Below are 13511 nucleotides of genomic sequence, written 5' to 3'. Positions count from 1 at the left end.
CCTTGGAATCCTGATCCCTGGAGCGATCGTGACAACCCCCTTCCATTACGAGCCCGGAGCGGCTCAGGGGCCGTTTCCGCCCCCCGAGTGCCCGGCCCACGGCCTCGGTGTCGGCCCCGGCGGACTGCGCCGGCTCTACGGCCCGGAGGCCGAGCGGGACCCCCACGGGCTGTACGACAAACTGCGCGCCGAACACGGCAGCGTGGCCCCCGTACTGCTGCACGGAGACGTACCGGTCTGGCTGGTCCTCGGGCACAGCGAGAACCTGCACATGACCCGTACCCCCTCGCAGTTCTCCCGCGACTCCCGGCGATGGCGGGCCCTGCAGGACGGCACGGTCGCTCCGGACCACCCACTGGCCCCGATCTTCACCTGGCAGCCGGTCTGTGTCTTCGCCGACGGCGCCACCCATGAACGCCAGCGCGGCGCGGTCACCGACAGCATGGGCCGCATCGACACCCGCGGGGTGCGCCGCCACGTCAACCGCTACAGCAACCGGCTCGTCAACGACTTCTGCCAGGAAGGCCGCGTCGACCTGGTCAGCCAGTTCGCCGAGCGGCTGCCGATGATGGTGATGTGCGCGATCCTCGGCATGCCCGAGGAGTACAACGACCGGATGGTCCAGGCCGCCCGCGACATGACCCGCGGTACGGCGACCGCGGTCGCGAGCAACGCCTACGTCCTCGAGGCACTGACCCGGCTCGTCCAGCGCCGCCGGCGCGAACCCGCCGACGACTTCGCCACCTGGCTCGTCGAGCATCCGGCAGGAATGAACGACCAGGAGGTCAGCGAGCATCTGCGGCTGATCCTCATCGCCTCCTACGAGGCGACCGCCAACCTGATCGCCAACGTCCTGCGCGTGGTGCTCACCGATCCCCGCTTCCGGGCCAGGCTCAGCGGCGGTCATATGACGGTGCCCGAAGCGGTCGAACAGACCCTGTGGGACGAACCGCCGTTCACTGCGGTCTTCGGCCGCTGGGCGGTCGGCGACACCGAACTGGGCGGTAAGCAGATCAAGGCGGGCGACGCCCTGATCGTCGGCATCGCACCGGCCAACACCGATCCGCTGGTGCGGCCCGACCTCAACGCCGACATGGAAGGCAACCGCGCCCACCTCGCGTTCAGCGGCGGCCCCCATGAATGCCCGGGGCAGGACATCGGACGCGCCATCGCGGACGTCGGTGTCGACGCCGTGCTCATGCGGCTGCCCGACCTCGAACTCGCCGTCGACGAGAGCGAGCTGAGCTGGATCGGGAACATCATGGGCCGGCACCTGGTGGAGCTTCCGGCGGACTTCGCCGCGCGTGAGCCGCAGGACGACAAGGAACCGCCGTCCATGGGGAGGCCGAACCTGCCGCGCCAGGACTGGGAGGTGCAGCCCACGGTCCGGCACGCCGCCCCCACACCCGGACGCACTCCCGGCGCGGCACCGGCGCCTGCCTCGATGGGTGCGTCTGGTGCGTCTGGTGCGTCTGGTGTGACGTCCACTGCGACGGTGACCGGCGAGTCCGGTGGCACGTCCGCCGGGCGGTCCGCCGCGGGCCGGATCCCGCAGCAGCGCAGGCAAGCCGCACCCGCGAGGCTGTGGCGGGTCGTTTCGCGCTGGTGGAGCGGCAACTGAACCGGTGGGAGCCGAGACGAATCACCGGCCCGGTGGCGCGGACCCGCAGGTCCGCGGCCTCCGGGCCGGGTGCTGTCGGCGCCGGTGGAGAGCTGCCGTCCGGAGTCGCCCGGGCCCCGGCCGGGCCCGCCCACGTACCATGCGGAAGCGTGAAGCTGACAATTCTGGGCGGCGGCGGATTCCGGGTTCCACTTGTGTACGGGGCGCTGCTCGCCGATCACGCCGAGGGCCGCGTGACCGCGGTCACCCTCTACGACACCGACGCCGGCCGGCTCACCGCCATCGCCCGGGTGCTCGGCGAACAGGCCGCGAACGTCCCGGACGCGCCCGCCGTCACCGCCACCACCCAGCTCGACGAAGCGCTGAGCGGCGCCGACTTCGTCTTCTCGGCGATCCGCGTCGGCGGCCTCGAAGGACGGGCCGCCGACGAACGGGTCGCCCTCGACGAAGGCGTACTCGGCCAGGAGACGGTCGGGGCGGGCGGCATCGCGTACGGGCTGCGCACCGTGCCCGTCGCCGTCGACCTCGCGCAACGCATCGCGCGGCTCGCCCCGAACGCCTGGGTCATCAACTTCACCAACCCGGCCGGTCTGGTCACCGAGGCCATGTCCCGTCACCTGGGCGACCGGGTCATCGGCATCTGCGACTCCCCGGTCGGCCTCGGCCGCCGAATCGCCCGGGTGCTCGGCGCCGACCCCGACCGATCCCGGATCGACTACGTCGGCCTCAACCATCTCGGCTGGGTCCGCGCACTGCACGTCGACGGCCGCGACGAACTCCCGCGGCTGCTGGCGGACCCGGAGCTTCTCGGTTCCTTCGAGGAGGGCAGACTCTTCGGCGCCGACTGGCTGCAGTCGCTGGGCGCCATCCCCAACGAGTACCTGCACTACTACTACTTCAACCGGGAAGCCGTCCGCGCCTACCAGGAGGCCGAGCAGACCCGGGGCGCCTTTCTCCGTGAGCAGCAGGAGGGCTTCTACGCCCGGGTGAAGGACCCGGCCGCCCCCGCACTGCCGGCCTGGGACCGCACCCGCGCCGAACGCGAAGCCACCTATATGTCGGAGAACCGCGAGGTCGCCGGCGTCGGCGAGCGGGACGAGAGCGATCTGGAGTCCGGCGGCTACGAGAAGGTGGCCCTCGCCCTCATGCGGGCCGTCGCCCGCAACGAACGGACCTCGCTCATCCTCAACGTCCGCAACCGCATGACGCTTTCCGTACTCGACGCGGACGCCGTCATCGAGGTGCCGTGCCTGGTCGACGCGAACGGCGCCCGTCCCGTCGCCGTCGACCCGCTTCCGTATCATGCCGTCGGGCTGGTCACCGCGGTCAAGGCCGTCGAGCGGGCGGTACTGCATGCGGCGGAAAGCGGCTCACGCGCCGCCGCCGTGAAGGCCTTCGCGCTGCACCCGCTGGTCGACTCGGTGACCGTGGCCGGACGACTCCTCGACGGGTACACGAAAGCCCATCCCGGGCTCGCCTATCTGAACCGGCCCTAGGAGGGTGCCGAAGCGGCCGCGAACTCCGTCTGGGATGAGCGGAGTTCGCTGCTGACCAGGAGATGGAGCTGGGCTTCCAGCCACGCGTCGGAGCGGGCGGTGAGGCCCTCCTCGTTCGGCGCGGCCCCGTCGTCCTGAGCGTCGAGGAAGGCGCGCAGCAGGGTCGCGGCACGGGTCAGGCCGGTGCGTGACAGCGCGGTCGCCGCCTCGTCGATACGCGAACGGGCGGGGCTGTTCAGATGGCGCAGTCCGCTGTGCGACACCGCCGACATGGCGGATATCGCCTCGTCCAGCACCGCCGTCAGCAGATCGATCGGACGGTGAGCCGCCGCTGCCAACGCCGTGGAACCGTCACCGGGCGCGAGATCGGGCACGACCACTCCGGCCGGGGTGAGCACCGCGATCGGATCGATCCGGATTCCACCACCGGAGCGGTGCACCGAACCACTGACGTGCGTGGCGCCACCCTCCAGCGCGTCGGCCAGGGCGTCCAACGCACCGGGGCACTCCGGCCGGTAGCCCGACGTCACCAGCGCGGGGGTCCCCGAGGCATCGCGCACGACGGCTTCGAGGCGCTGCTCGGCTGGGTCGTAACCGACGCTCTCCACCTGTGCCAGGGCGACGACATGGACCGCCTCCGCCTCGATCCGCGGCCGGATCAGCCGGGGCGGCCTGCCCTCCCAGCCCGCCGTCAGCGCGGACAGATCCCGCACGAGCAACGGCTCCGGAAGCTCCGTCCAGGCGGCGCCGACGGGCGTGATGGTCGTCGTGCCCAGCCGGCCCCGGGCGATCGTCAGTGCGCGGCTCGGCGTGCGCCGCACGCTCTCGCTGACCAGGCTTCCGGCGGCCAGTGAGCTCAGCGGCGTGGCGAGGACGCGGCGGGTGGACAGCAGATGGCCGGTGAGCTCCTTGCCCTCGGCAGCCGTCCAGGTCTTTCGCAGGACGAGGACGGTGCCCGCCCCGGGATGAGCGAAATACACCTCGCAGATCAGGGACTGCGGTGTGCCGTGGACACGGCAGCCGAGCGAGGTGAGCCGGACCCGGCGCAGCGGGGTGTCCCCCGCCTCGCGGGTGCCCAGTACGCCGGGGAGCGCGGCGGCCCGCCTGCGGGCGTACAACTCGGTGAGCAGGGCGGCGACCAGCTCCGGGCGGTAGTGGGCGTTGCGGTCGGCGTAGGCCGTGAGCTGGTCCGTCAACTCGGCGAGCGCACCCGCGGGCCAGTGCAGTGACTCGGCGGTCAGCCCGGCACCGGCCCGTGCCAGGGCTCCGCCGTGGACCGGTCCGACATGGGCCACGCCCTCCGCCAGCAGCTCACCCGCCAGCTCGACGGCCGCGTCGAGCGCGGGCCCGGCCGTGGGCGGGGCGGTGGCGCGTCCGCCGACCTGGACGGGGACGGACCGCTCGTCGGTCCCCGCCGCGTCGGCGGCCCGGAACGCCCATACCGCGAGCGCCACCATCTCGCCGCGCAGCACGGCTGCCGCATCCGTCAGCGCGTACGCGATCTCGCCGGGGACCGGGAACCGCACCGTGCAGGTGGGGAGTTCGACCCGGGGCTCGGGATGGTCCGGGGACGGGCGGTGCACAACGGCGGCGTAACCCCGCTCGAAGGCGCGGCGGGCCGCGGCGAGCGGACGGGCGCCGACGGCTTCGGTCAAGGCCGTGTCGTCGGTGCTGCCGGGGGACCAGTCGGTCACGGGGCCGGGGGCGTTGTCCGTCCCGGCCTCGGCCCCGCGCTGATAGGCCAGCACCAGAGCGATGAGGTGGCGGCACACCCCTGGTGCGGCGCAGCTGCAGTCGCCGTCGTCCAGACCCGTGCCGGGCGGCAGCGCCGTGGTGGTGCCGTCGTCGAAGCGGGCTCGCACCGTGGTGTCCGGGTCGGTCGTGAGAGCGGGCACCGTGCCCGCGTCCAGCTCCTTCGTGGCCCGTTTGACCAGGCCGCGGTTGACCAGTGCCGCGAGCGTGTCCGCAGTGAGGGCGAGCAGATCGGGGCGTGCGGCGACGGCGCCGCTCGTGGTGTCGGTCATCGGCCCAGCCTCTCCGCGACGAACTCGGCGAGGCGGCCCGGCGTCATCGCCCCGATGTGTGCCCCGGCCGCGGCGAGCCGTCCGGCCAGCTCACGGTCGTACTCGGGGCTGGCGTCCTCGTCGAGTGCGGCCAGCCCCAGCACGGTGCTGCCCTGCTCCACCAGCGCCCGCACCGTGCGCAGCAGCCGGTAGGGGTCGCCGCCCTCGTAGAAGTCGGTGATCAGTGCGACGATCGTGCGCCGCGGATTCTCCACCAGACCCGCGCCGTACTCCACGGCCCGCGCGATGTCGGTGCCGCCGCCCAGCTGGACCCGCATCAGCAGCTCCACCGGGTCGGTCACATCGGAGGTCAGGTCCACCACCTGGGTGTCGAAGGCGACGAGGTGCGTCTTGAGGCCGGGCAGGCCCCACAGACACGCGGCGGTCACCGCCGAGTGGATCACCGATCCGGCCATCGAGCCCGACTGGTCGACCAGCAGGATCAGTTGCCACTGCGTCACATGGCGTTGGGTGCGGGAGTGGAAGTGGGCGCGCTCGATCAGAAGACGCCGCTCGGCCGGCTGGTAGTGGGCGAGGTTGGCCCGTACGGTCTGCCGGAAGTCGAAGTCCCTCGCCAGCGGCACCCGGCTGGGTCTACGGGAGCGGGTGCCGTGGAACGCCCGCCGGATCTCCGGCCGGAGCTTGGCCAGGAGCTGCTTCACCACCGACTCGACGATGCGCCGGGCCAGTCGTAGCACCTGCGGGTTCATCAGATGCTTGGTGCGCAGCACGGCCCGCAGCAGGGTGGGGCTCGGCTCGACCCGCTCCAGCACCGCGGGGTCGGTGACGATCTCCTGGATGCCGTACCGTTCGACGGCGTCCCGCTCCAGGCGCTCGATGGTCTCCTTCGGGAAGAGCCGGTGGATGTCGTCGAGCCAGTCGACCGCGGTCACGGCGGACGGGCCGTCACCTCCCTGGCGGGGGGTGGTGCCGGAGCGGCGCACACCGCGTCCGGCGAGGTCGGGGTCGCGGCCGTAGAGCCAGTCGAGTGCGGCATCCCGGCCGGCGTTGTCCGGCCCCAGCGGTCCGGTGTGCCGTTCGGCGGCGGAACCGAGGACCAGCCGCCAGCGTTCCAGTCCGGCGTCGGGAGCCGTGTCGGCTCCTTCCCCGGGCGAGGGTGCCCGGCCGGGTACGTGTTCGGGCGTGGTCATGGGGTGGCTCCCAGTTCATAGCGGGCCAGCAGTCGGGACACGGACTCCTCCAGGGAGCGGGCCCGGGCGATCAGCAGCGGGTCCTCGGTGGTCCGCAGCAGGGAACGCGACGAGCCGCGCACCCCGCGACGTTCCAACAGACGAGCGGCGATCCGGTCGCGTTCGCGTGGCGGGAAGAATGCGAAGGCCTGACGCAGAGCGGGCAGACCCGACAGGAATTCGTTGTCGGGCAGCGCGCAGACCAGGCTGTCCAGGACATCGATCAGCGACTCCGTGCCACCGCCGCGCTCGTCCCCGTCCTCGTTCCGCACCGCGCCCGTCACCTCGTCGCGGGCGAGCGCGAACAGTCCGGCCAGCCAGTCGCCGAGCGCATCAGTACCGGCCGTCACGATCGTACGTACCGTCTCGGCCGGGTCCCCGGAGGTGTCCGGGGCCTGCGCCAGGGCCCGGTGCAGTCCGAACGCGGCCCCGCGCAGATCGATCGGTGCCCCCGGATCGCCACTGATCCGCCACGCGATCGCGGCCGCCGTCTCCCACGGGACGGAGAGCAACTCCGGCGCGTGCAGCAGGGCGTCGCGCACCGCGACCACGGCCCGCAGACGAGGGAAATCCACCCCCGACGCACCGCGCGCCCCTTCCAGAAGCCACAGCAGCCGACCCGTCGCCCCGTCGATCACAGCGGCGAGCAGCGGACCGTGCGCCACCCCGAACACCCGGTCGTGCCGCCACAGTCCCAGGGCCGTGGAGAGTATGTCTCCGAGCGATCCGGCGTCCTTCAACTCGCCTACGCCGGAGGCCAGGTCACCGAGCAACTGCCCGGAGAGCCCGTCCATCCCGCACAGCACGGCGTCGAACAGCGCCCGGGCCAGGTCATCGGCCTCGGCCGCGGCGTCCCGCGTGCGCTCGGTGAGTGTGGCCGCCGCCGCCTCCGACAGCGTCGCGCCGTACGCCCCCGCCTCCACCAGCGCGGCCTCGCGTCCCGAGACCGACCGCGCCTCCCAGCGTTCGGTGAAGACCGGGTCGATTCCGTGCTCGGGACCGGCCGTCCGCCCGTGACCGGGAATCCCCAGCACCCGCAGCCGGTGCAACACCCGGCTGCGCTCCAGATCGGTGGCGTCCATGAGATCGAGGCGGTACGAGGCCTCGGGACCGCCGTCGAGCGCCAGTCCGGCCAGCTGCGCCGCCACATCGTGAACCAGTGGCGGCGCCGGAGTGCGGGGATGGAGTTGCCCGGTACGGTCGCCGCTGCAGGCCGCCACCATCTCCACGACCGCAGGATGGGCCCCCGTCGTCAGCGGGCCCCGGCTCGTCCACGGGAGCGCGCGGTCCAGGTCGTCCGTGATCAGGGCGCCCGCGAGACCGTCCAGCACATCGATCCTGGCGGGGCGCGGATGGCCGCGCAGCGCCGTGAGCCCCTGGGCCAGACTCCGCGCGGCGATCAGATCGGCGGTGGAGACCGGGAATCTGCGTGCCCGCAGCCGCTCGACGACCACACGCAGCAAGCCGTCCGCCGCGGCTTCGGGGCCCGCCTCCCACACCTGCTGGTAGTAGCCGGGAGACGGCATCCCCGACTGGTACCCGGCAAAGGCGTCCAACTGCCGGAAGGAGTACGGCACGAGGAAACTCCCGGCCATGGCCCCGTCCGGCGGGGCGGGCACCACCGGCCACCCGTCCGCGCCCCGCTCCCAGCCGTCGCCGCCGGCAGCGCTCTCCCCGCCGGATCCGGTGAGCGCTTGGAGCGCGGGCTGGTGGAAGCCGCCGGTCACCACCAGCACCGGCCGGTCCCCGGCCCTGGCGACCGCCGCCCGGACCCACGCCGCCATGTACGTTTCGCGCGCCCGGTCGCCGGCATCGGCTTCCGCGTCCCCGCGCACCAGCGCGAAGTACGCGTCGAGCCGTTCGGCGAGACCGCCGTCGGGCTCGACCTCGAACAGGCGGTCCCACAAGGCGTCCGAGGAGTCCACCGCGAATTGCCGGCACAGCCGCTTCGTCGCCTCCGCGTAGCGGACCTCCGCATCGGCATAGCGGTTGGTGCGCTCGGCGAACGCCGGGTGCCAGGCCGGCAGATCGATGAAACGGACCTGCGCCCCGGCCGCCCGCCCCGCCCGCAGCGCGACCCACTCGGGCGAGTAGTCGCAGAGCGGCGCCCAGGACGTCGCGGACCGCTGCCCGTCGCGGTAGTGGCTGAACACCGCGACCGGCAGCTCATGCCCGAGCAGCAGCTCGTCCAGCCGTCCGTTCATCTCGGCGGGACCCTCGATCAGCACCTGGGCGGGCCGAAGCTCCTCGATGGTCCGCTCGACGAGCCGTGCGCAGGCGGGGGAGTGGTGACGAACCCCCAGGAACACCGCGGACATCAGCCGGCCAGCAGATGGCGTGCGTCGTACAGGGCCTGCCACGCCGGGCTGCGACGGCGCGGCACCTGCTGCTCCAGATAGCGGCGCAGCCGGGCCAGGTCCTCCGGGCTGTCCTTGGCCGCCGTCCCCGCCAGACACGCCACCACGTCGGCGGCACTGCCCGGCTCGCCGCGCAGGAACCAGCCGCGTACGCCCACGGCATGGGCGACCGAGACGGCCTCCGCGGTACTCATCACCGCCGAAGGACGGTCCGAGCCCCCACCGGGTCCGCCCTTCCCGCCGGCCCCCGCACGCAGCTCCCGGAACGTACCGACCAGGACCTCCAGCACATCCCGGTCCGGCGGCGGCTCCACTCCCGAACGCCGCAGAAGAGTGGTCACCTCCGCCTCGACGAGCGCCAGTTCGGTGTCCAGGTCGGGGATCGGGAACACTGTCTCGAAGTTGAACCGCCGCTTGAGCGCCGCGCTCATCTCATTGACGCCCCGGTCCCGGGTGTTGGCCGTCGCGATGACATTGAAGCCCTGCCGGGCGAAGACCATGCCGTCCGGCCCTGTCAGCTCAGGGATCGCCACCACCCGCTCGGAGAGCAGCGACAACAGCGAGTCCTGCACCTCCAGCGGACAGCGGGTGATCTCCTCGAACCGCACCAGCCTGCCCTCCGCCATGCCACGCAGCATCGGAGCCGGGACCAGTGAGCGGGTGGAGGGCCCTTCGGCGACCAGCAGTGCGTAATTCCAGCCGTACTTGATCTGGTCCTCGGTGGTGGCCGCGCCACCCTGCACCGTCAGGGTCGAGTCCCCGCTGACCGCGGCCGCGATCAGTTCGGACAGCAGCGACTTGGCGGTGCCCGGCTCACCGACCAGCATCAGCCCACGGCTTGTCGCCAGTGTCACCAGTGCCCGGTCCACCAATGAGGGATTGCCGACGAACTTCCGGCTGATACCCGCGTCCGCGTCACCGATGACGAAGCGGCGCGCAGCGCGCAGGCTCAACTCCCAGCCCGGCGGCCGCGGATCACGGTCGCCGGCCCGCAGCGCGGCCAGCTCCTCGGCATACCGCACCTCTGCCGGCGGCCGCTGTACCGGAGCCGGACCGCCGTCCGGTGCCTCGACGCGCGTCTCGTTCACGGTCATGATGCGACGCCCTCGGTGAGTTCCGTCAGGTCGCCGAGGAGCTCGGACACGGTCACCGCGTCCAGGCCGGCGAAGCGGTGCGGGTGGCTGCGACTGTCCCAGTGATCACTGGGCTGGCCGTCGAGCCAGACCGTTTCGAGGATCTGGTCGGGGAACATGTCGACCACCCCGACCGCGATGCCCTCGTACAGCGCGATCACCAGATAGCAGTCGTCGGCCAGCCGCTTGGAGATCCAGCGCTCCACTCCGGCGTCCTGCGGCGCCCCGCGCTCCCAGCCGCGCCGCTCCAGCCCCAGGACCTTCCCGGTCGGCACCTTGAGCCCCTCGAACCTGGTGAGCCGGTAACCCGACCTCTCCTCCTCGGACAGCTCGAACACGGTGCGTCCGAGCTGCGCGAACGGCTGAAGGATCTCGTAGTCGGCGAACACCTCGGACCAGGTGGTCAGTTCCTCCCCGAGATGCAGCGGGTGCGCGAGCCGCACGGTCGCGTCGTCGGCCAGGGCGAAGACATCGTCCTCCGCGTCGGCGAACGTACGGTCCTCCGCGACCCGGAACGCCGTGCGCACGCCGTCGTCCGTCCCGCTCAGCCACACCAGTCGGCGTACCAGATGCCACAGCAGCGGATGACCGACGAACAGCTCCTGGAACTCCTGGGCCGTCCAGGAACGCCCGGTCACCATCGCGGCCTCGAGTCGGCGCACCTGGTCCGAGGCGATCGTCCGGACATCCTTCTTGAGCGCCATGAACCGCTTGCGCTCCGCCGGGGCGAGCTCCGCGTCGTCCCGGGCGCCGGGCTGCGGCAGATCCTTGCGGCGCTTGCCGCCGCCGTCCAGCACATAGGGCCGCAACTGCTCGTCGAAGCCGACCGTGAACGAACGGGTGCCGTAGTCGATGACCGTCGAACCGTCCGCGTCCAGACCGAAGTCCGGCACCAGACGGTCGGAGAGCTGTTCCCCGGTCAGCCCGAGCCCTGCGGCGACCTCGGCGATCTTCTCCTGGGCGCGTGCCTTCAGCGCCTTGAACTTCACCCGCTGCGAGATGCCGTGCAGATGCAGGAGCGCAACGTCGGTGCCGATGGACGCCAGCACATCGAGGCCCTCCACCGCCCGGTGGTGCGCGCCCTCACCGGGCCAGGACCGGATGACCGGTGTGAGCCGGCGGACCGTCTCGTCGTTGCCCAGCAGTCCCAGCGCGTGCAGCGCCCACGACTCCTTCGCGGGCAGATTGGCCAGCTGCCACTGCTCGAAGAGGGCCCATGCGAACTCGGCGAGTGAAGGGGCATCGGCCGTCTCGACGAGCGAAGCGACCCCCGGGTACACCTCGCCGGGCTTCGACAGCGCCAGCATCGTCAGGGCGTGGCGCACCGACTGCACCGGCAACGCACCGCCGGAGCGGACCGTGATCTGGGGCAGCAGCGAGGGCTCAGCCCAGCCCGGCAGCACAGGCATCTTGGCGGGCAGCGCCCGCTCCAGCGGGTCCGCGACCAGCAGCGCCTCCACCGCGGCAACCGTCTGCGTGCCGTACGCCCGGGCGGCATCGCGCACCACGGTGTCGCCGTGCACTGTGGCGATCAGCGTCAGTGCCTGTTCGGCGGCGCGCCGTGCGGCGCCCGCCTTGCCCACGGCGTCCGGCACCAGGAGCGGGGCGGCCGCGACGCCGTGCCGGGTGAACCAGGAACGTGCGGTCGCCGCAGTGGACTTGAGCCGTGCCGCCCAGTCCGCCATGTGCCGGGCGACCTGCGCATCGACGAACGGGAGCAGCAGCGGGGCGAGCACACCGGGCTGCCGGGGCACGGCGCGCAGCAGCAGTGGCAGCGTCGCGAGGCCGAAGCGGGCGGCGATCGGCTTGAAGGTGTCCTCGCCGTCCCACAGGTCGGTCGGATCCCAGGTGGCGAGCAGCGGGGCCACCAGTTCCTCGGGCCCGTGCACGAAGACCCAGGCCGGCCGTAGACCGCCCGCAGCCAGGTCGTGATGCAGGGTGGCGGTGTCCTTCTCCCAGTCGCCGTCGCTGTGCCGGGCCGTGTACCAGGAGGAGCTGGCCGCCCATGCCGCCTGCTCCCCGGGCAGCCACTCCAGCGAGGGCTCGGACACCGCGGTCAGTCCCGTCACCACCGCGACCTTGGCAGGGGTGCGGGGCCGGGACCACGGCGGCGTCGTCAGCACGGTGGGCAGGGCGTCCACGAGTGCGTCGGCGATCAGGTCCGCAGGGTTGAGCAGCGGCTCGACGATCTCCACGACCTCGGCGTCCAGCTCCCCGAGTGCGAGTGCGAGCGAGAGCAGTTCGTGGTGGGCGCCGATATGACCGCGCAGCAGTTGAAGCGTCCGGCTGGACGAAGCGGCCGAGCTGCCGCGAACCTCGGCGGCCAGCAGCCGCACCGCGCGCACCGGATAGCGGCGCATGGCATCGAGGAGAGCGGGGCGGACGTGCTTCGAGTCCGCGTGGGCGAGCAGAGCGAGGAAGGCCTCGTCGGTGGGGAGTTCGGCCAGGGAGTTGGCGGTGAGCTTCACGCCGTCGGAGTAGTAGTGGTTGCCGTTGAGGGAGTCGGCCAGCAGTGGCGCGATCGCCGGTCCGATGCCCTCGGCGACCGTCGCGATGAATGCGACGCCGTCGGTGAAGACCGGCCGGTAGGGGAGCCGCGTCATCTGGTCGGCCGAGTTCAGTGAGCTGAACACCATGGTGCGCAGGGTGCGGTCCTGCTCCGCGCTCACTTCGGGATCCGCGCAGAGCTCGTCGACCCAGTCGGTCTCACTCGGCACCAGATAGGAGACGATGATCTTGCGCAGGGCGTCGGTGCGGCACTTGGCCAGCACCTCGACCGTCGCCCGGTAGGTCTCCTCGTCGGCCACGGCGAGCAGCGCACGGACCCGGTCCATCGGCAATCGGCGATCCCTCGCCCAGTACGCGTGGCGCGGGCCTGCGAGCGCCTGCAGCCGGGGCTCGCCCCGCCGGTGCCCGCTCCGGTGCCAGTCGGCGTCGACCGAGAACAGCTCGACCGCGGCCCGTGCGGCGAACGGCAGACCGTAGTGTTCGGACCAGTGGTCCGCCCACGCGGAGTCGGGCACGGGAAGCTGGACGACCGAGGCCAGTACGGCCGCTCCGACCGGCGAGGGGCTTCCGGCGGCATGCGACCGCAGATGGTCGGCCAGCCCGGCATCCGAACGCGGCGCGTCGACGAACTCCTTGATCCAGGACGCCTCTTCGACGATCCGGGTCCCGACCTTGTCGAGCGTCTCCTTCCGCGCCTTGCCGGGCACCCGGTGCACGCCACCGCGCCGGGGATGGAGCGTCCGCCGCCAGTTGGCGGGAAGAACGAAGGTGTCCTCGTCGGGCAGAGCAGGAGCTTCCGCTCCGGGAAGCGCAGGAGTGTCCGCTCCGGGAACCGCGCCCGGCGCGGTCGCAGTCGCCGCGGCAGCCCCTGTTGTCGTTGCGGCGCCCGCAGTCGACGCCCCCACCTCGCGGTACCCCTTCTTCTCCTTCTCCGCGATCGTCTTGCGGACCTGCGCCGACGCGGCCTCGGCCGACGCGTACTCCTTCGTCTGCGTACGCCCGTCGCTCCCGCATCGCCCGTAGCGCACCGTCACCACGGCACCCTCGGCCTCGGTCTCCCAGAACTTCGAGGCACTGCCCTCGACGTACTCCCAGCGGCGCACAGTCCCGCCCCCTTCACACCCGGACAGCCCGCCTGCCGCG

General features: G+C 72.3%; 7 protein-coding genes. 2 read left to right on the top strand and 5 right to left on the bottom strand.

Annotation, left to right across the window (positions count from 1 at the left end):
* Nucleotides 1-28: 28 nt before the first annotated feature.
* Entirely contained in the window at nt 29-1621 is a 1593-nt protein-coding gene (locus tag ACIPEK_RS15320; RefSeq protein WP_401995621.1) for a cytochrome P450, read from the top strand.
* A gap of 149 nt (nt 1622-1770) precedes the next feature.
* Nucleotides 1771-3117 carry a 6-phospho-beta-glucosidase gene (locus ACIPEK_RS15315; protein ID WP_401995618.1) on the top strand — a complete coding sequence of 449 codons (1347 nt, stop codon included), beginning with the start codon at nt 1771-1773 and terminating at the stop codon, nt 3115-3117.
* Here ACIPEK_RS15315 and ACIPEK_RS15310 read toward each other — a convergent pair.
* The 5 genes from ACIPEK_RS15310 to ACIPEK_RS15290 are packed head-to-tail and all read right to left on the bottom strand — an operon-like array spanning nt 3114 to nt 13471.
* The gene (locus tag ACIPEK_RS15310) at nt 3114-5141 is read right to left on the bottom strand and encodes a hypothetical protein (protein WP_401995615.1); all 2028 of its coding nucleotides are present in this window, start codon (nt 5139-5141) and stop codon (nt 3114-3116) included. The genes ACIPEK_RS15315 and ACIPEK_RS15310 overlap by 4 nt on opposite strands.
* The gene (locus tag ACIPEK_RS15305; protein ID WP_401995613.1) at nt 5138-6331 is read right to left on the bottom strand and encodes a VWA domain-containing protein; all 1194 of its coding nucleotides are present in this window, start codon (nt 6329-6331) and stop codon (nt 5138-5140) included. The genes ACIPEK_RS15310 and ACIPEK_RS15305 overlap by 4 nt, the downstream gene beginning before the upstream one ends.
* Nucleotides 6328-8688: a DUF5682 family protein gene (locus ACIPEK_RS15300; RefSeq protein WP_401995610.1), complete on the bottom strand. Its 2361-nt coding sequence runs from the start codon at nt 8686-8688 to the stop codon at nt 6328-6330. The genes ACIPEK_RS15305 and ACIPEK_RS15300 overlap by 4 nt, the downstream gene beginning before the upstream one ends.
* Nucleotides 8688-9821, bottom strand: a complete 1134-nt coding sequence (locus tag ACIPEK_RS15295) for an AAA family ATPase (RefSeq protein WP_401995607.1) — start codon at nt 9819-9821, stop codon at nt 8688-8690. The genes ACIPEK_RS15300 and ACIPEK_RS15295 overlap by 1 nt, the downstream gene beginning before the upstream one ends.
* A complete protein-coding gene (locus ACIPEK_RS15290; protein ID WP_401995604.1) occupies nt 9818-13471 on the bottom strand; it encodes a DUF4132 domain-containing protein in 3654 nt (1217 codons plus the stop codon). Before ACIPEK_RS15290 ends, ACIPEK_RS15295 begins: the two co-directional genes overlap by 4 nt.
* Between the last annotated feature and the right edge of the window lie 40 nt (nt 13472-13511).

Source organism: Streptomyces sp. NPDC088246 (genome assembly GCF_044741025.1).
Classification (GTDB): Bacteria; Actinomycetota; Actinomycetes; order Streptomycetales; family Streptomycetaceae; genus Streptomyces.
This window is presented reverse-complemented; position numbering and strand designations above follow the sequence as displayed.

Coding starts and splice junctions, on each gene's coding strand:
- ACIPEK_RS15310 (WP_401995615.1), bottom strand. CDS start 5,141: ATGACCGACACCACGAGCGGCGCCGTCGCCGCACGCCCCGATCTGCTC.
- ACIPEK_RS15305 (WP_401995613.1), bottom strand. CDS start 6,331: ATGACCACGCCCGAACACGTACCCGGCCGGGCACCCTCGCCCGGGGAA.
- ACIPEK_RS15300 (WP_401995610.1), bottom strand. CDS start 8,688: ATGTCCGCGGTGTTCCTGGGGGTTCGTCACCACTCCCCCGCCTGCGCA.
- ACIPEK_RS15295 (WP_401995607.1), bottom strand. CDS start 9,821: ATGACCGTGAACGAGACGCGCGTCGAGGCACCGGACGGCGGTCCGGCT.